At 67.6% G+C, this 18,151-nt stretch carries 18 protein-coding genes; 15 read left to right on the top strand and 3 right to left on the bottom strand.

Annotated elements, in window-relative coordinates; all coding sequences use genetic code 11:
* The 4 genes from ileS to ndk all read left to right on the top strand — a co-directional run.
* Nucleotides 1-2,938 (top strand): isoleucine--tRNA ligase (gene ileS / locus HD600_RS14750; protein ID WP_184284563.1); only part of this gene is annotated, 2,938 nt, incomplete at its 5' end.
* Nucleotides 2,931-4,283 carry a bifunctional folylpolyglutamate synthase/dihydrofolate synthase gene (locus HD600_RS14745; protein WP_184284560.1) on the top strand — a complete coding sequence of 451 codons (1,353 nt, stop codon included), beginning with the start codon at nucleotides 2,931-2,933 and terminating at the stop codon, nucleotides 4,281-4,283. The genes ileS and HD600_RS14745, both read left to right, overlap by 8 nt.
* Nucleotides 4,280-4,714: a DUF4233 domain-containing protein gene (locus HD600_RS14740; RefSeq protein ID WP_241731690.1), complete on the top strand. Its 435-nt coding sequence runs from the start codon at nucleotides 4,280-4,282 to the stop codon at nucleotides 4,712-4,714. The genes HD600_RS14745 and HD600_RS14740 overlap by 4 nt, the downstream gene beginning before the upstream one ends.
* Before the next feature lies 1 nt (nucleotide 4,715).
* Nucleotides 4,716-5,132 carry a nucleoside-diphosphate kinase gene (gene ndk / locus HD600_RS14735; protein WP_184284558.1) on the top strand — a complete coding sequence of 139 codons (417 nt, stop codon included), beginning with the start codon at nucleotides 4,716-4,718 and terminating at the stop codon, nucleotides 5,130-5,132.
* Nucleotides 5,133-5,187: 55 nt separating this feature from the next.
* On the opposite strand, the gene HD600_RS14730 is transcribed toward ndk, so the two are convergent.
* Nucleotides 5,188-5,799 carry a vitamin K epoxide reductase family protein gene (locus HD600_RS14730; protein WP_184284556.1) on the bottom strand — a complete coding sequence of 204 codons (612 nt, stop codon included), beginning with the start codon at nucleotides 5,797-5,799 and terminating at the stop codon, nucleotides 5,188-5,190.
* Nucleotides 5,800-6,079: 280 nt separating this feature from the next.
* On the opposite strand from HD600_RS14730, the gene HD600_RS14725 reads away from it, so the two are divergent.
* Entirely contained in the window at nucleotides 6,080-8,572 is a 2,493-nt protein-coding gene (locus HD600_RS14725) for an Rne/Rng family ribonuclease (protein ID WP_241731689.1), read from the top strand.
* Here the strand turns inward: HD600_RS14725 and HD600_RS14720 are convergent.
* Nucleotides 8,534-8,803, bottom strand: a complete 270-nt coding sequence (locus HD600_RS14720) for a DUF4031 domain-containing protein (protein WP_184284554.1) — start codon at nucleotides 8,801-8,803, stop codon at nucleotides 8,534-8,536. The genes HD600_RS14725 and HD600_RS14720 overlap by 39 nt on opposite strands.
* 215 nt (nucleotides 8,804-9,018) lie before the next feature.
* On the opposite strand from HD600_RS14720, the gene rplU reads away from it, so the two are divergent.
* From rplU to HD600_RS14670, 10 genes are all read left to right on the top strand, one after another.
* Entirely contained in the window at nucleotides 9,019-9,327 is a 309-nt protein-coding gene (gene rplU, locus HD600_RS14715) for a 50S ribosomal protein L21 (RefSeq protein ID WP_175988676.1), read from the top strand.
* Nucleotides 9,328-9,345: 18 nt separating this feature from the next.
* Nucleotides 9,346-9,603 carry a 50S ribosomal protein L27 gene (gene rpmA / locus HD600_RS14710; protein WP_144796514.1) on the top strand — a complete coding sequence of 86 codons (258 nt, stop codon included), beginning with the start codon at nucleotides 9,346-9,348 and terminating at the stop codon, nucleotides 9,601-9,603.
* Nucleotides 9,604-9,674: 71 nt separating this feature from the next.
* Nucleotides 9,675-11,186: a GTPase ObgE gene (gene obgE / locus HD600_RS14705; RefSeq protein ID WP_184284552.1), complete on the top strand. Its 1,512-nt coding sequence runs from the start codon at nucleotides 9,675-9,677 to the stop codon at nucleotides 11,184-11,186.
* A complete protein-coding gene (gene proB / locus HD600_RS14700) occupies nucleotides 11,183-11,995 on the top strand; it encodes a glutamate 5-kinase (RefSeq protein ID WP_144796510.1) in 813 nt (270 codons plus the stop codon). The genes obgE and proB overlap by 4 nt, the downstream gene beginning before the upstream one ends.
* A gap of 9 nt (nucleotides 11,996-12,004) precedes the next feature.
* Nucleotides 12,005-13,258, top strand: a complete 1,254-nt coding sequence (locus HD600_RS14695; RefSeq protein WP_184284550.1) for a glutamate-5-semialdehyde dehydrogenase — start codon at nucleotides 12,005-12,007, stop codon at nucleotides 13,256-13,258.
* A gap of 52 nt (nucleotides 13,259-13,310) precedes the next feature.
* On the top strand, nucleotides 13,311-13,535 hold the full coding sequence (locus tag HD600_RS14690; protein ID WP_144796506.1) for a hypothetical protein: 225 nt from the start codon (nucleotides 13,311-13,313) through the stop codon (nucleotides 13,533-13,535).
* Nucleotides 13,536-13,540: 5 nt separating this feature from the next.
* Nucleotides 13,541-14,143 (top strand): nicotinate-nucleotide adenylyltransferase, encoded by a 603-nt coding sequence (gene nadD / locus HD600_RS14685; RefSeq protein WP_144796504.1) that lies wholly within the window; start codon nucleotides 13,541-13,543, stop codon nucleotides 14,141-14,143.
* Nucleotides 14,140-15,282 (top strand): hypothetical protein, encoded by a 1,143-nt coding sequence (locus HD600_RS14680; RefSeq protein WP_184284548.1) that lies wholly within the window; start codon nucleotides 14,140-14,142, stop codon nucleotides 15,280-15,282. The genes nadD and HD600_RS14680 overlap by 4 nt, the downstream gene beginning before the upstream one ends.
* Nucleotides 15,282-15,659: a ribosome silencing factor gene (rsfS, locus tag HD600_RS14675; protein WP_144796500.1), complete on the top strand. Its 378-nt coding sequence runs from the start codon at nucleotides 15,282-15,284 to the stop codon at nucleotides 15,657-15,659. The genes HD600_RS14680 and rsfS overlap by 1 nt, the downstream gene beginning before the upstream one ends.
* A gap of 1 nt (nucleotide 15,660) precedes the next feature.
* On the top strand, nucleotides 15,661-16,350 hold the full coding sequence (locus HD600_RS14670; protein WP_184284545.1) for an SDR family oxidoreductase: 690 nt from the start codon (nucleotides 15,661-15,663) through the stop codon (nucleotides 16,348-16,350).
* A 46-nt stretch (nucleotides 16,351-16,396) separates the two neighbouring features.
* Here HD600_RS14670 and HD600_RS14665 read toward each other — a convergent pair whose 3' ends face one another.
* On the bottom strand, nucleotides 16,397-18,064 hold the full coding sequence (locus HD600_RS14665; RefSeq protein ID WP_206705753.1) for a dipeptide ABC transporter ATP-binding protein: 1,668 nt from the start codon (nucleotides 18,062-18,064) through the stop codon (nucleotides 16,397-16,399).
* Between the last annotated feature and the right edge of the window lie 87 nt (nucleotides 18,065-18,151).

The raw sequence follows: 18,151 nt of genomic DNA, 5'->3' as shown, positions 1-18,151 counted from the left end.
CCAGTGGAAGGACTACGTCACCCGCCAGGCGCGCTGGGTGGATTTCGACCGCGGGTACAAGACGCTCGACCTCGGCTACATGGAGAGCGTGCTGTGGGCCTTCAAGACCCTGTACGACAAGGGTCTCGCGTACGAGGGGTACCGCGTGCTGCCGTACTGCTGGCGCGATGAGACGCCGCTGTCCGCGCACGAGCTGCGCATGGACGATGACGTGTACCAGGACCGTCAGGACCCCTCGGTCACCGTCACCTTCCCGCTGACCGGAGTGAAGGCGGAGTCCCTCGGGCTCACCGCCGTGCGCGCGCTCGCCTGGACGACCACGCCCTGGACGCTCCCCACGAACCTCGCCCTCGTCGTCGGACCGGACATCGAGTACGTCGTGCTGCCGGCCGGCCCGAACGGCGCCGCCGACATCCATCCCGGCGACGACGCGGCGGAGAGCGACGCGCACCGCTACCTCCTCGCCCGCGACCTCCTACCCGGATACGCCAAGGACCTCGGCTACGAGACGACCGAGGACGCGCTCGCCGCAGTGACCGCATCCCATCTCGGATCCGCACTCGCCGATGTCACCTACGACCGCCTGTTCGACTACTACGCGGATGCCGAGACCTGGGGCACCGAGAGCGCCTGGCGCATCCTCGTCGACGACTACGTCACGACCACCGATGGCACCGGCATCGTCCACCAGGCTCCTGCCTACGGTGAGGACGACCAGCGCGTGACCGGCGCCGCCGGCATCCCCACGATCCTGTCGCTCGACGACGGCGGCCGATTCCTGCCCAGCGTCACCGATGTCGCCGGCGAGCTCTGGATGGACGCCAACCGTCCGCTCATCCGCCTCCTCAAGGAGAACGGCCGGATGCTGCGCGAGCAGAGCTACGTGCACTCCTACCCGCACTGCTGGCGCTGCCGGAACCCTCTGATCTACAAGGCGGTGTCGAGCTGGTTCATCCGGGTCACCGACATCAAGGACCGTCTGATCGCCAACAACGAGCAGATCACCTGGGTGCCCGACAACGTCAAGGAGGGCCAGTTCGGCAAGTGGCTCGAGGGCGCTCGGGACTGGTCGATCAGCCGCAACCGGTACTGGGGTTCACCGATCCCGGTCTGGAAGAGCGACGATCCCGAATACCCCCGCGTCGACGCGTACGGGTCGATCGAGGAGCTCGAGCGCGATTTCGGCACGCTTCCGCGCAACCCGCAGGGTGAGATCGACCTGCACCGTCCGTACATCGACGACCTCACCCGTCCGAACCCCGATGACCCCACCGGCAAGAGCACCATGCGCCGCATCGAGGACGTCTTCGATGTCTGGTTCGACTCGGGTTCGATGCCCTACGCACAGGTGCACTACCCGTTCGAGAACCAGGAGTGGTTCGACTCCCACTCGCCGGCGGACTTCATCGTCGAGTACATCGGACAGACGCGCGGCTGGTTCTACGTCATGCACGTGCTCTCGACCGCGCTGTTCGATCGTCCGGCGTTCACCGGCGTGAGCTGCCACGGCATCGTGCTCGGCAACGACGGGTACAAGATGTCGAAGTCGCTGCGCAACTATCCGGACGTCTCCGAGGTGTTCGACCGCGACGGCTCGGACGCCATGCGCTGGTTCCTCATGTCCAGCTCTGTGCTGCGCGGCGGCAACCTCGCGGTGACGGAGGAGGGGATCCGCTCGGGTGTGCGTGAGTTCCTCCTGCCGCTGTGGAGCTCGTGGTACTTCTTCGCCACCTACGCCAACGCCTCGGGCGAGGAGGGCTACCAGGCGACGTGGCGCACCGACTCCACCGACGTCCTGGATCGCTACATCCTGTCCCGGCTCGGCGAGCTCGTGCGGGATGTCGCCACCGACCTCGAGGGGCTCGACTCGACGACGGCCTCCGCGCGCCTGCGCGACTTCGCCGAGGTGCTGACGAACTGGTACATCCGCCGGTCGCGTGACCGCTTCTGGGTCGGCGCCGAGGGCGGGACCGATGCGTTCGACACGCTGTACACGGTTCTCGAGACACTCTGCCGCGTCGCCGCACCGCTCGTGCCGCTCATCAGCGAGCGCGTATGGCAGGGACTCACCGGCGGACGCAGCGTGCACCTGACGGACTGGCCGGATGCCGACGCGTTCCCCGCCGCTGACGACATCAGAAGCGCGATGGATGCCGTGCGCGAGCTGTCCAGCGTCGGAAACGCGCTGCGCAAGAAGGAGAAGCTCCGCGTGCGCCTGCCGCTCGCGCGCTTCACCGTGGTCTCGCCGCTGGCGGACCAGCTCGGGCAGTTCGAGGACATCCTGCGCGATGAGCTCAACGTCAAGTCCGTCGAACTCGTGCAGCTCACCGACACCGCGGCGGCGGAGTACGGCATCAGCCACCGCCTCAGCGTCAACGCGCGTGCCGCGGGGCCGCGCCTCGGCAAGCAGGTGCAGCACGTCATCGCCGGCGCGAGAGCGGGCGTCTGGGAGGAGCGGGACGGTGTCGTCGTGGTCGACGGCATCGCGCTGGAGCCCTCCGAGTACGAGCTCGTGCTCGAGACGGCCGGACGCCCGGAAGGCGAAGCGCTCGCGATCGTGCCGAGCGGCGGCTTCGTGCTGCTCGACACCCAGACGACCCCGGAGCTCGAGGCGGAGGGCATGGCCCGTGACGCGATCCGCGTCGTCCAGGAGGCGCGCAAGAACGCCGGCCTCGAGGTCAGTGATCGCATCGTGCTGGCGCTGAACGTGTCGCCGGAGATCGCCGAGGCGCTGCAGGGTCATGCCGAACTGATCGCGGGGGAGACCCTGGCGGTCGCGATCGCCGTGCAGCCCACCGACGACATGGCGACGCTCGTGCAGGACGTCACGAGCCCCGGCGACGGCGTGCACCGCAGCGGTGCGACGGCGCTGGGTTCCGAGAAGGCCCCGATCATCGTCACGATCGACGTGAACACCGAGGGAGCGACGAATGTCTGACCGCGATCGCGCGGATGCCGTGTACGACCGCCTGCTGGAACGCGCGGGGGAGCGCTGGGTGCAGCCCCGCAAGGAGCGCACCGCGCGCATCCTCGAGCTGCTGGACGACCCGCAGCGCACATACCGCGTCGTGCACATCACCGGCACCAACGGCAAGACGTCGACGGCTCGGATCATCGAGAGTCTGCTGCGCGCTCACGGTCTGCGCACCGGCCTGTTCACCAGCCCGCACCTCGAGCGGTTCACCGAACGCATCATGATCGACGGCGAGCCCATCGCGGATGCCGCCATCGCTGACGCCTGGGACGAGATCGAACCGTTCGTCGGGATCGTGGACGCCGAGCTCGAGTCCACCGGTGACGCGCCACTGACCTTCTTCGAGCTGCTGACGGTGCTCGCGTTCGTCGCGGCATCTGACGCACCCGTCGACGTTCTCGTGCTCGAAGTGGGGATGGGCGGGTCCTGGGACTCCACGAACACCGCCGACGGCGACGTCGCCGTGTTCGCGCCCATCGCCCTCGACCACGCCGACCGGCTCGGCGACACGATCGAGAAGATCGCCGAGGTCAAGTCCGGCATCATCAAGGACGGCGCCGCCGTCGTCTCGGCCCAGCAGCCCGCTGAGGCCGCGGCGATCCTCCGCCGGGTCGCCGCCGAGAAGAACGCGACGATCGCGTTCGACGGCGAGGAGTTCGGACTGGCGGAGCAGAAACTCGCCGTGGGCGGGCAACTGCTCACGATCCGCGGTCTCGCCGGTGCATACGTCGAGGAGTACCTTCCCCTGTACGGCGCGCACCAGGGACACAACGCCGCCCTCGCAATCGCTGCGGTCGAGTCGCTCATCGGGGCCGGTTCGCAGCGCGTGGCGGATGACATCATCACGGATGGGCTGCAGGGTGCGACATCGCCCGGGCGCCTGCAGCTGCTGGGCATCATGCCGACCGTCGTCGTCGACGCTGCCCACAACCCGCACGGCGCCGAGGCGCTCGCACAGTCGCTGGACGACAGCTTCGACTTCGACGAGTGGGGTCTCGTGCTCGGCGTCCTCGCGGACAAGGACGCGGCGGGCATCGTCGATCGCCTCGCCCCTGTCGCCGCGCACGTGTTCGCCACCGCGCCCGACTCCGACCGCGCCAGCGACGCCGACCACATCGCCGACCTCGTCGAGAACGCCGGGCACCGGGTCACCGTGCACCCGTCTCTGGCGGATGCGGCGGACGCGGCGCGCGAGTGGGCGGCCTCGTCCGAGCGTCGTGCCGTCGTGATCGCCGGCTCGATCGTCCTCGCCGGGGAGGCGATCGCCCTGTCGGAGGAAGAGGACTGGAAGTCCGGATGGCGCGCATGACCCCCCGGTCCGAGGGCGGAGCGCATCGTCCTCCGCGCCCGCCGCGCACGCTCGTGCAGAAGCTCGCCCCCGTCGTGCTCGGCTTCGAGGCCGTCATCGTCCTGCTTGTGGGGTTCACCATCTTCGGTCTGCGCAGTCTCCCCGACGGCATCCCGCCGTGGTGGGCGATCATCGGTGCAGCCATCGTCGCGATCGCGATGGTGGCCGTGGCGGGAATGATCACGAAGCCGTGGGCGATCGCCGCGGGCTGGGTCCTTCAGGTCGTCGTCGCGCTCTCGGCGTTCTTCGTCCCCGCGACGCTGCTCGTCGTGCTGGTTTTCGGAGGCATGTGGGCGTATGCGACGATCATGGGGGCCCGATTGGATGCGCGGCCACCCGCCGCCGCGACCCCGGACCACGACGCAACCGACACTCACACAGAGAGCGACTGACATGGCCATCGAAGAAACCCTCGTCCTCGTCAAGCCGGACGGGGTCGCCCGCGGGCTCACCGGCGCCATCCTCGCGCGGATCGAGGCGAAGGGATATGCACTCGTCGACATCCGTCTCGTCGAGCCCGACCGCGACCTGCTGGCCGAGCACTACGCCGAGCACGAGGGCAAGCCCTTCTACGAGCCGCTGCTGGAGTTCATGATGTCCGGCCCGTCCGTGGCGATCCGCGTCGCGGGCAACCGTGTCATCGAGGGCTTCCGCTCCCTCGCGGGCACGACCGACCCGACGTCGGCCGCACCGGGCACGATCCGCGGAGACTTCGGCCGCGACTGGGGTCTCGCTGTCCAGCAGAACCTCGTGCACGGCTCCGACAGCCCGGAGTCCGCACAGCGCGAACTGGGAATCTGGTTCGACTGACCTCTGCCGTCCCACAGAACCCGTCTGCATCGAGCAGGCGGGTTCTGTCGTCTGATCAGAAGAGGAGACCCGCCATCTCGCCGAGGAAGTCGATCCCCTTCGCCTGCGCCATCGCGATGATGATCGCGTAGGCGAGGATCGTCGCCAGCGGGACCCAGGCCATCAGCTTCTCGGCACGAGCGCGCACCTTCTCCGACCGCGAGATCGTGCCGTTGCGCAACAGGTGGACGGCGGTGGCGAAGAACGTCGGGATGGTGACGGCCCAGGTCACCATGCACCACGGGCACAGCACGATGAGCTCGTAGATGCTCTGGCTGATCAGCCAGCACACGAAGCCGAACGCGAACGTGATGCCGGCCCCGAACAGCGCCCAGAACCAGCGGGGGAAGCGGGCGCCGGCGAGGACGGCGACGCCCACCACGAGCGGGGCCATCCAGCCGGTGAGGCCGAGGATGGGGTTCGGGAAGCCGAACACCGATCCCTGCCAGGACTCCAGGTTCTTGCCGCACTGGATGAAGGCGCTGAGATCGCAGCTCAGGGACGCATCGGGGTCGGCCAGCAGCGCGAACTTCTCGACGGTGAGTTGGAACGCGGCCCACCACCCGATGACACTGGCCACGATGAGCCAGACGGCGTACAGGGTGGGGCGGGGACGCGTCTCACTCATGTCGGGATTATCTCAGCGATCGCTATGGATGCGGCGAGACAGGGCCGTGTATTCGAGGCCGTCGACAGAAGGATGCCACGAACCGGCCGATGTGATGCGATAATGGTCGGTGATGCACCGCACGGCGTGCCGTACTTCGCATCGACGCAGACTTCGGGGCCCCATGCCCCTCGCGATCAGAGCCATGAGCCGGTCGCACACCGATTGAGTTCGCGGCACCCGCGGGTGCCGCACGAGATTTCGCGGAACACGAAGTGTCCGCGCAGGGAGCACGCCAGAGATGGCCGATGAGAACAATGACAACAACACCCCGACCCTCGATGCGAAAGAAGCGGGCGCGCTAGCGCCGGACGCTCCGGAAGCGGTCGCGGTGACGGAGCCGCAGGCTGACACGGCCGCCGCCGAAGACAGCGCCGAGTCGTCGGAGGCGACGGCTGAGCAGACTCCTGCCGAGCCGCAGGCCGAGGCGGAGCCGATCGCTGAGGCCGAGCCCCACACGCCGGCCGGTACGGCCGAGTCGGAGGCGACGGCCGGCGCCGAGACGAAGGCGGATGCCGACTCCAAGGCGAAGGCGGATGCCGGGACGCAGACGGATGCCGATTCCGAGGCGAAGGCGGATGCCGAGACGCAGGCTGAGACCGTCGCTGCCGAGACTGACGCCACGGCTCAGGCCTCGAAGCCCGCACCCGAGCCGGAGAAGCCGAAGGCACTGACAGCGGTGAGCCTGGGGCTCCTGCCCGAGGTCTTCGTGTCGCGGGTGTCGACGCAACTGCACTTCTACGCTCCGGAGATCACGCCGCTGCCCGCTCGGCCGGGCCGTGACCGGACCGACGTCCGCGACGAGGATCAGGACGAGGCTCCGTCCAACCGCCGCGGGCGTCGTCGCCGCGGCGGGCGCGACGACGACGATCAGCGCGATGAGCCGCGTCAGCGGCAGCGCGCCGTCGAGTACATCACCGAGCCGAAGGCGATCAAGGGATCGACGCGTCTTGAGGCGAAGAAGCAGCGCCGACGTGACGGACGCGATGCGGGCCGTCGGCGCCCTGTCGTCACCGAGGCGGAGTTCCTCGCCCGGCGCGAGTCCGTCGACCGCAAGATGGTCGTCCGCTCCAAGAACGGTCGTACGCAGATCGGTGTCCTCGAGGATGCGGTCCTCGTCGAGCACTACGTCGCACGCAATCAGGACGCGTCCCTGATCGGCAACGTGTACCTCGGTCGCGTGCAGAACGTGCTGCCCAGCATGGAAGCCGCGTTCGTCGACATCGGCCGAGGCCGCAACGCCGTGCTCTACTCCGGCGAGGTCGACTGGGACGGCGTCGAGACGGGCAACCAGCCGCGTCGCATCGAACTGGCTCTGAAGCCCGGCGACCGGGTGCTCGTACAGGTCACCAAGGACCCCGTCGGGCACAAGGGTGCGCGACTCACCAGCCAGATCTCCCTCCCCGGCCGCTACCTCGTGTACGTGCCCGGCGGATCGATGAACGGCATCAGCCGCAAGCTCCCGGACAACGAGCGTGCGCGCCTGAAGCGCATCCTCAAGGAAGTCCTTCCCGAATCCAGCGGCGTGATCGTCCGTACGGCGGCCGAGGGCGCGACGGAGGAGCAGCTCACGCGCGACGTGCAGCGTCTGACCTCCCAGTGGGAGCACATCCAGAAGCAGGTGGCGAGCCAGCAGGCACCCGCGCTGCTGCACGCCGAGCCCGACCTGCTCGTCAAGATCGTCCGCGACGTCTTCAACGAGGACTTCACCAAGATGCTCATCCAGGGCGAGGAATCGCAGCGCACGATCCGTGCGTACCTCGAAAGCGTCGCCCCCGACCTCCTCGAGCGCGTCGAGGCATACGAGGACGATGTCGACCCGTTCGACGCGTTCCGGATCACCGAGCAGATCGAGAAGGCGCTGGACCGCAAGGTCTGGTTGCCCTCCGGTGGATCGCTCGTGATCGACCGGACCGAGGCGATGACCGTGGTCGACGTCAACACCGGCAAGTTCGTCGGCTCGGGCGGAAACCTCGAGGAGACCGTCACCAAGAACAACCTGGAGGCGGCCGAGGAGATCGTCCGCCAGCTGCGCCTGCGTGACATCGGCGGAATCATCGTCGTGGACTTCATCGACATGGTGCTCGAGTCCAACCGGGACCTCGTGCTTCGCCGTCTGGTGGAGTGCCTCAGCCGCGACCGGACGAAGCATCAGGTGGCAGAGGTCACCTCGCTCGGTCTGGTCCAGATGACCCGCAAGAAGCTCGGTCTCGGGCTCCTGGAGACCTTCAGCGAGGCGTGCGAGGTGTGCGCCGGTCGCGGCGTGGTCGTGCACCACGACCCCGTCGTCAAGCACCGCTCGAACTCCAACGGGCAGACCGGCGGACGTCGCCAGCGCGGTGGGGGACAGCAGAACCAGAACACGCAGCAGAACGCTCCGGTGGCGCACGCCATCCCCGAGGGGGCCAAGACCGCGCTCGCGCAGATCGCAGCCTCCACGCTCGCGCCCAGCGCGGAGCCGGTGACCGAGGCGGAACCCGCCGTCGAGGTCGAGCAGGCCCCGGCTCAGGAGCGCCCGAAGAAGCCCCGCCGCAAGCGCGGCTCCGACCGTGGCGCTGCGCCCAAGAGCCCTGCGGAGCAGCTGCTGGACTCCGTCCTCGACGCCCTGCCCGAGCCCAAGGCTCCGGGTCAGGGGCGCAATCGTCGTCGAGTGACCACTGCCGCCCTCACCGGGACGCCCGTGTCGGTGAACACGTCATCCGCGTCTGTCGCGGGCGGGGACTCGAAGTCCTGACGCGATCAGTCGTCGCACCAACTCCTTGCCGCCGACGCGCTCAGCGCCGGCGGCAAGGAGTCGGGGCAGCGACTCCTCGGGGACGTCGTAGTGGTCCTGGTCGAACGACCGCGGAGGAAGCGCGTTGCGCCGGGCGAAGGCGTGCAGCTCATCAAGGCTGCTGTCGCTGACCAGGTGCGCCCACAGCCGTCCGTGAGCGGGCCAGATGGGGTCGTCGATCAGTACGGTCACCTCGCGATCCTACGGCGGGGCGACACGACGCGGTCAGCTTTTGCGAGACAGTGCCTCATCCGGTAAAGTAGTCCCTTGGTGCGTGAGCTGCGTCGTCCCCAGCGGGTGACAGGCCGGAGCCTTGTGCTCGTACCCGTCGGACCTGAGACGAACGCAGGCACAGTCTTCCCGTGAGATTTTCGGAGCTATCCGCTCCCCAACGAAACAGGTATCAAGTGGTTTACGCAGTAGTGCGCGCCGGTGGGCGGCAGGAGAAGGTCGAGGTCGGCACGATCGTTCAGCTCGACCGTGTTCAGGCTGCTCAGGGTGAGAAGATCGAACTGCCCGCAGTCCTTCTCGTCGACGGTTCGACGGTGACCACCGACGCCGACAAGCTGGCGAAGGTCACGGTCACGGCCGAGGTCATCGGCAACCTCCGCGGCCCGAAGATCGTCATCCAGAAGTACAAGAACAAGACCGGCTACAAGAAGCGTCAGGGCCACCGCCAGGAGCTCACGCGCGTCAAGATCACCGGCATCAAGTAAGCAGAAGAGGCAAAGGACATGGCACACAAAAAGGGCGCAAGCTCCACCCGCAACGGTCGTGACTCCAACGCCCAGCGACTTGGCGTGAAGCGCTTCGGCGGTCAGCAGGTCAACGCCGGCGAGATCATCGTCCGTCAGCGCGGCACCCACTTCCACCCCGGCGTGAACGTCGGCCGTGGCGGTGACGACACGCTGTTCGCTCTCGAAGCGGGCGCAGTCGAGTTCGGCGCGAAGGGCGGCCGCAAGGTCGTCAACATCGTCGCCGCTGCTCAGTAATCGCAGCACAGTAGACATCCGGTTCGGGGCGGGCTTCGGCTCGCCCCGTCCGCGTATCCAGGGAGTTACACATGGTCACGTTCGTCGACACGGTGACGCTGCATCTGCGCGCCGGCAAGGGCGGCAACGGCTGTGTGTCCGTTCACCGTGAGAAGTTCAAGCCGCTCGGTGGTCCGGATGGGGGTAACGGCGGAGACGGTGGCGACATCGTGCTCGTCGCCGACCCGCAGACCGGAACGCTCCTGTCGTACCACCACTCACCGCACCGCGCCTCCGGGAACGGTGGATTCGGCATGGGCGACCACCGCTCCGGCTTCGAAGGGGAGACCCTCGAGCTTCCGGTCCCCGTCGGCACCGTCGTCAAGACGCCCGAGGGTGAAGTCCTCATCGACATGGTCACCCCCGGCGAGCGGTTCGTCGTCGCAGAGGGCGGTCGCGGGGGGCTGGGCAACGCGGCCCTCGCCGGCCCGAAGCGGAAGGCTCCCGGCTTCGCTCTGCTCGGCACTCCTGGATTCGAGGGCGATGTCGTCCTCGAGCTCAAGACCGTCGCGGACGTCGCGCTCGTCGGCTACCCGTCTGCGGGGAAGTCCAGCCTGATCGCGGCGGTCTCCGCCGCTCGTCCGAAGATCGCGGATTACCCCTTCACGACGCTGCACCCGAACCTCGGGGTCGTCCAGGCGGGGGACGCGCGGTACACGGTCGCCGATGTGCCCGGCCTCATCGAAGGGGCGAGTGAGGGACGCGGGCTCGGTCTCGAGTTCCTCCGTCACGTCGAGCGCTGCTCTGCGCTTCTGCACGTGCTCGACTGCGCGACCCTCGAACCGGGCCGCGACCCCATCTCCGACCTCGACGTGATCCTCGCGGAGCTCGCCGCATATGAGGTGCCAGAGGGGCAGACGCCGCTCCTCGAGCGTCCGCAGCTCGTCGCCCTGAACAAGATCGACGTCCCTGAGGCGCGCGACCTCGCAGACCTCGTCCGTCCCGAGCTCGAAGCGCGCGGCTTCCGCGTCTTCGACATCTCCACGGTCTCCCACGAGGGGCTGCGGCCGCTGACCTTCGCTCTCGGCGAGATCGTCGAGAAGCACCGCGCCGAGACCGCCGTCGAGGTGCCCACCGAGCGCGTCGTCATCCGCCCCAAGGGTGCGCAGAAGCCGTTCAGCATCCGCGTCGAGGGCGGTTCCTACGGCACGTACTACCGAATCCTCGGCGAGAAGCCGGTGCGCTGGGTCCAGCAGACCGACTTCCAGAACGAGGAGGCCGTCGGATACCTGGCCGATCGACTCGAGCGTCTCGGTGTCGAGGACGAGCTGTTCCGCCTGGGGGCGACCCCCGGCGCGACGGTCGTCATCGGCGAGGGCGACGGTCTCATCTTCGACTGGGAGCCCTCGATGCGCTCGGCTGCTGAGCTGATGACGGCGCCGCGAGGCACCGACCCCCGCTTCGCGCCCAACTCCCGTCGTACGACCAGCGAACGTCGGGAACAGTACTACGAGCGCATGGACGCCAGGACGGCCTACCGCGCCGAGCAGGACGAGAAGCGCCGTGCCACGGCGGGGCAGGATGTTGAAGGAGAGCTCGAGTGACAGCGAGGACAAGGGAAGACCTTCGTACGGCGGACCGGATCGTCGTCAAGGTCGGCTCATCCTCGATCAGCGGGGAGTCCGCGTGGCGCATCCCGATGATCGTCCACGCACTGTCATCCGCCCACTCCCGCGGTTGCGAGATCGTGCTGGTCTCGAGCGGTGCGATCGCCACCGGCATCCCGTATCTCGATCTTGAGGCGAAGCCGACCGACCTCGCCACGCAGCAGGCCGCGGCCGCCGTCGGGCAGAACGTCCTCGTGTACCGGTACCAGGAGGCCCTCCGCCCGTTCCGCATCGTGGCAGGGCAGGTGCTCCTCACCACCGGGGATCTGGAGAACGCCACCTCGCGCAGCAACGCGCGACGCGCGATGGAGCGGCTGCTCGGACTCCGTATCCTGCCGATCGTCAACGAGAACGACACGGTCGCCACGCAGGAGATCCGCTTCGGTGACAACGACCGGCTCGCCGCACTCGTCGCCCAGCTCATCCAGGCGGACGCGCTCGTGCTGCTGAGCGACATCGAGTGCCTGTACACCAAGCCCCCGACGGATCCCTCTGCGGAGCCGATCGACATCATCACCGCGGACTCCGATCTCGAAGGACTCGAGTTCGGGGCGACCGTGGTCAACAGCGTGGGCACAGGAGGGGCGGCCACCAAGGTGTCCGCAGCCCGTCTGGCCGCAGCATCCGGCATCGGCGTACTCGTCACCGGTGCGGACCTCGTCGACCGGGCCTTGAACGGCGAGGACATCGGCACATGGTTCGAGCCCGCCGTCATCTCGGCGACGCGGGCGGCGCCCGTCTCGTAAGCTGAGCGGATGACCACCGACACCCCGCAGGACCGGCTCTCGCGCGCCAAGGAGGCGTCGCGGGAGACGGCACGCCTCACCAGCGACGACAAGGTCCGCGCGCTCGAGAGCATCGCCCGCGGTCTCGAGGAGAACGCCGAGACCATCATCGCCGCGAACCGACGCGACGTCGAGAACGGTCGCGCCGGCGGCATCGGCGACTCGTTGATCGATCGGTTGACGCTGGACGATGGGCGCATCGCCGCACTCGCGCGCGCTGTGCGCGACATCGCCGTCCTCCCCGACCCGGTCGGCCAGGTGGTCGGCGGGCACCGGATGCCCAACGGTGTCGCCCTTGAACAGGTGCGGGTGCCGTTCGGAGTCGTCGGCGCGATCTACGAGGCGCGTCCCAACGTCACCGTCGACATCGCGGCGCTCGCACTGCGCGCCGGCAACGCCGGGGTGCTCCGCGGCGGGAGCGCCGCCAGGGAATCGAACACGGTGCTGGTCCAGGTCATGCGCGACGCCCTCGAGCGCGCCGGTGTCACCCCGGAGGCCATCCAGACCGTCGATGATTTCGGGCGCGACGGAGCCAAGGCCCTCATGAACGGCCGAGGGTTCGTCGACGTGCTCGTGCCTCGGGGCAGTGCCGCTCTCATCGAGACGGTCGTCACCGAGTCGACGGTCCCGGTGATCGAGACGGGTGCGGGCAACGTGCACATCGTGCTCGACGAGTCGGCGCCCGATGACTGGGCCCGTGAGATCGTCGTGAACGCCAAGGTCCAGCGCCCGAGCGTCTGCAACGCCGTCGAGACCGTGCTCGTGCTTCGTCAGGCCGCGCCGCGCCTCGTGCCGTTGGTCGCCAGCGCGCTGCAGAGTGAAGGCGTCGCGATCCACGGCGACGACATGGTCGCAGGGCTCATGAGCAACATCATCCCCGCGACCGATGAGGACTGGGCGACCGAGTATCTCGGCCCCGAGATCGCCATGAAGGTCGTGGACGACCTGGATGAGGCGCTGGCCCACATCCGCACCTACAGCACCGGTCACACGGAGTCGATCATCACGACCGATTCGCGCAACGCGGAGCGCTTCCTCGCTGAGGTCGATTCGGCTGTCGTCATGGCGAACGCGTCCACACGGTTCACCGACGGCGGCGAGTTCGGATTCGGCGCGGAGGTGGGGATCTCCACCCAGAAGCTGCACGCACGCGGGCCGATGGGGCTGGCGGAGCTCACCAGCACGAAGTGGCTCGCGCGCGGGTCGGGTCAGACGCGCGGCTGAGCGATAGGATGAGTGTGCCTTTACCCGCACCCGGTCACGAAACGGAGACAGGATGAACCTCGTCGCACAGATTGCGATGGCAGCCGCTGAAACGGAGCACCACGGAAACGTGGCCCTTGAGACGCTCATCTTCGGCCTCATCGCCGCAGCGCTGTTCGCCGTGCTCGGGCTCGTCACGTTCTCGTACCGCCACGTCGCGAACCGCCACTCCGCCAAGGCAGAGGCCTGGGCGCAGAAGCACGGCGCCGACGGACACGGGGCAGGGCACGGCCACTAAGGCGTATGGAGACGACGACCACGCGTGCCCCCCGGATCGGAGTGATGGGCGGGACGTTCGACCCGATCCACCACGGGCACCTGGTCGCGGCGAGCGAAGTCGCGCACTCGTTCGACCTCGATGAGGTCGTGTTCGTTCCGACGGGGCATCCGTGGCAGAAGTCGAATGTCACCCCGAGCGAGCATCGCTACCTGATGACCGTCGTCGCGACGGCATCCAACCCTCGTTTCACCGTCAGCAGGGTCGACATCGACCGTGAGGGCCCCACGTACACGATCGACACGCTCCGTGATCTGAAGGAGCAGCGCCCGGACGCCGAACTGTTCTTCATCACCGGTGCGGATGCCGTGGCGCAAATTCTCAGTTGGAGGGACCATGATGAGTTGTGGGAGTTGGCCCACTTCGTCGCGGTCTCCCGGCCAGGACATGTCCTGAGCACGGACGGACTCCCGAGCGACAACGTCAGCCAACTCGAGGTACCGGCCCTCTCGATCTCCTCGACGGCGTGCCGTGAGCGCGTCCACGATGATCAGCCGGTCTGGTATCTCGTTCCCGACGGAGTCGTTCAATACATCGCGAAGCATCATCTGTATCGGAGCAAGGCATGAGCACATCGGATCAGCAGGGCGATCGACCGCTGACCCGCAAGCAATTGCGGGAGATCCGCCTCACCGGTGCGACACCGGTGATCGGTGAACACGAAGCCGCCGCCGCGAAGCAGGCAGCCCAGACGCCGGCGGCTCCAGCGGAGGATTCTGCATCGTCCGTCGATCCCGCACCGTCCACTCCCGCCGCGTCCGCTCCGGCCTCGTCGGGCCCCACGGAATACACTCCCACTGAGGCGGCAGGCGAGGGGTCGGTAACGCCCCTCACGCGCCGGCAGGCTCGTGCGCGGGAGCGCATGCGCGCCGCGTCCGTGCCCGCCACGCCCACCGAGGACGCAGCCGACGAAAAGGCCCAGAAGGACAGCGCGCGCACGGACGAGGTCGAGGCGCCCTCGTCGGAATCTGTCGAGACCACTGACATCGTCGACGGTCTGCCGGTGTTCGCGCCGGTGCCCGCCCAGGCGGAGACGGACGTCATCGAAGACGCCCAGACTGCGTTCGAGGCCGATGTCGACTCGGAGTCCGACGAGGTCAGCTCGGTGTTCGGCGTCACGACGCACGAGGCGCAGCAGGACCTCGACGAGGACGAAGACGCCGACGCGGAGGAAGAACTCTCCGATGCCGACGCGATCGTCACAGGGGAGCGTCCGATCGTCAGCCCGGATCTCGGCACGCAGCTGCTCGACGGCCAGACGGACGTCCCCGACTTCGCCCCGTCGTTCGACGAGCTCATCACGTCCGATTCCGGCGGAACGCACCGCGCTCCGAACACTCTCATCTTCACCCACCCGGGGGAGGGGTCGCTCTCCGGTCCTGTCGCCTCGACGGGCGAGCTGCTCATCACGGGCAGCTACGAGCTCCCCAAGGGACTGGGGTCCCAGGGACACGCGCACGGCACCGCCGATGGCAAGGACATCGATGCTGTCCTCATCGACGGCGAACTGCCGCTGACGTCTTCGCCCACACCGATCGCCGCCAGCTCGGCGGTGAGCACGATCAAACCTGCCGGAGAGGTCATCCGACCCCCGGCTCCTGAGAAGGGCAACAAACTGATGCTCACCCTGGCCATCACGGCAGGCGGACTCGCACTGGCTCTCGCCGTCGCGCTGATCGTCGCCTTCACCACGAACGTCTTCGGCTGATGCAGTCACCGGAGAACGCCGAACAGATGCTGCAGATCGCGGCAGACGCCGCCGCGGCCAAGGGCGGCGAAGACCTCGTCGCGTTGAACGTGTCCGAGCCGCTTCCGCTCGTCGACATCTTCCTCATCGTCACCGGTAACAGCGAGCGGAACGTCGCTGCGATCGCCGACGAGATCGAGGACCGTCTGCATGAGGCGGGGCACAAGCGCGTCCGCCGAGAAGGCCGCACGGAGGCCCGCTGGGTCCTGCTGGACTTCGGCGACCTGATCGTGCACGTGTTCCACGGCGAGGAGCGCGTCTACTACGGGCTCGAGCGCCTGTGGAAGGACTGCCCGGTCGTTCCGATCGAGCTCACCGAGGCGGCAGAGCGCTCCTGACATGACCGTGCACCTGATCACCGGTGCCGGGTCGGGAATCGGCGCGGCGCTCACCCGGCGGCTGCATGAGCGGGGCGATGAGGTCGTGCTGCTCGCTCGCGACGCCGGCCGGGCGCGGGAACTCGCTGCGCGTCACCCGGGTGCCATGACGCTCGTCGGCGACCTGACACAGCCGGGGCGTCTGTCCTGGGCGTTCTCGAAGCAGCAGCTGCCCGAGCGTGTCGACACACTCGTCCACGTCGCGGGCATCGTCGATCTCGGTCGGGTCGCAGACCTCCCGTCCGGGATCTGGGAGCAGCAGCTCGCGGTGAACCTCATCGCGCCGGCGGAGCTCACGCGGTTGTTCCTTCCGATGCTGCGTGTCTCGCGAGGCCAGGTCCTGTTCGTCAACTCCGGTGCAGGCCTGCGTGCGAACCCCGAGTGGGGAGCGTACGCCGCGTCGAAGCACGGGCTGAAGGCTCTCGCCGACGCGCTCCGGGCAGAAGAGGCCGAACACGGCGTCCGCGTCACATCGGTCTTCCCCGGACGGACGGCCACGCCGATGCAGGAGCGCGTGCACCAGCAGGAAGGGGCGGAGTACGACCCCGCTCGCTTCATCGATCCGGAGTCCGTGGCAACGACGATCATCACCGCGCTCGACCTGCCGCGCGACGCGCAGATCACCGATCTCTCGGTGCGACCCGGCGTCTGAGGCTGCTCAGTCTGTTGACCGCGGATCAGCCGATGAGCACCAACAATCAAGCGCTGAGTCGCGTACGACGGGAGAGCATCCCTCGATCGGCGCGGGTCTGCGGTGGGATAGCAGAAAGAAGCGCGCGCGTGTATTCGTGTGCGGGGTTCGTGTAGACCTCATCGGTCGCTCCGGTTTCGACCATGTTCCCTCGATACATCACCGCCACCCGATCAGCGATGTGTCGGACGAGTGAGAGATCGTGGGCGATGAAGACTATTGTCATGCCGAGACGCTCTCTGAGGTCGCACAGCAGGTCGATGATCTGCGCTCGGATCGACACGTCCAGTGCGGACACCGGTTCGTCGCACACGAGAACGTCAGGTCGGAGGGCGAGCGCACGGGCGATCCCGATGCGCTGGCGCTGCCCCCCGGAGAACTGATGGGGGAAGCGGGTGGCCATCTCAGGCGAGAGGCCGACCAGATCGAGGAGTTCGTGCACCCGCTGTCGACGCTCCGCTGCTGTGCCTGAGCGATTCGCTGCCAAGGGCTCGGCGATGATCTGCTGCACGGTCATCCGCGGGTTCAGAGACATGTACGGGTCTTGGAAGACCATCTGCACGCCGCGTCGCAGAATCTTGCGGTCTGCCATCCGTCCGCGTGTGACATCCTGTCCTCGAAAGCTCAGGGTTCCCTCGTCCGGCGAATCCAGGCCAACGAGCATCCGCGCGAGCGTGGACTTGCCGCTGCCCGACTCGCCGACGATGGCAAGAATCTCACCGCTTCGCAGCTGTAGATCCACGCCCCCGACCGCGTCGACGCGGTGGGCGCGGCGGCCGCTTCCACTACGGAACGTGCGGCGAAGCCCCCGGCCTTCCATGATCGGGTGAGCGTCCAGATCCTCGACCGCCGCACTCACGTCCTTGGGCATCGAATGAAGGAGCTGAATCGTGTAAGGGTGCTGCGGCTCGGTGAGCACTGTGTCGGCATCGCCGGCCTCCACGATTCGCCCATACCGCATGACCGCGACTCGGTCGGCGACCTCCATGACGACCCCGAGGTCGTGAGTGATCAGTACGATCCCCATGCCGAGCCGAGCCCTGAGCGAGAGGAGAAGATCAAGGATCTGAGCCTGTACGGTGACGTCCAGAGCGGTCGTGGGCTCATCCGCGATGATGACGTCGGGTTCCAGCGCGATCGCCATCGCGATGAGGATGCGCTGGCGCTGTCCTCCTGAGAATTGATGCGGATAGTCGTGCACACGCTGGTCGGGTTGAGGGATGCCGACGAGTCCGAGCAGCTCGATGGCGCGAGAGAGCGCGCCTCGTCGGGAGGCCGCGCGATGCGCGCGGATGAGATCGGTGATCTGATCTCCGATGCTCAGTACGGGGTTCAGAGCGGACAGGGCGTCCTGCATCACCAGACTGATACGCACGCCTCGCAGGCGACGATGCTGCTCCGTCGTGAGTCCGAGCAGGTCTGTGTCTCCGAGCATCATACGAGTGGCCTCGACATCGTTTTTGTCGAGCAGTCCCATCACCGCGCGTGCCGTCATCGACTTGCCCGAGCCCGATTCGCCGAGTAGAGCGAACACCTCGCCACGCCGGACGGTCAGATCGATCTCATCGACGACGCGATTGCGTCGTCCATCGCTCGACAGCGTCACCGTCAGGCCCTGGACATCGAGGACGACGTCGCCCTGATGCGCCGAGGTGTTCTCCATAGAGGTCGTCATGACAGGCACACTACTCCTGAAATGTTTCCAGCATGAAACATTTAGGCCGAATATCTTCAGTTGGATTGACTTTTGAGCCGAAATACT

The organism is Microbacterium ginsengiterrae (assembly GCF_014205075.1).
Lineage (GTDB): Bacteria > Actinomycetota > Actinomycetes > Actinomycetales > Microbacteriaceae > Microbacterium > Microbacterium ginsengiterrae.
Note: the sequence above shows the minus strand (reverse complement) of the source record. Positions and strands in the feature narration are given on the sequence as shown.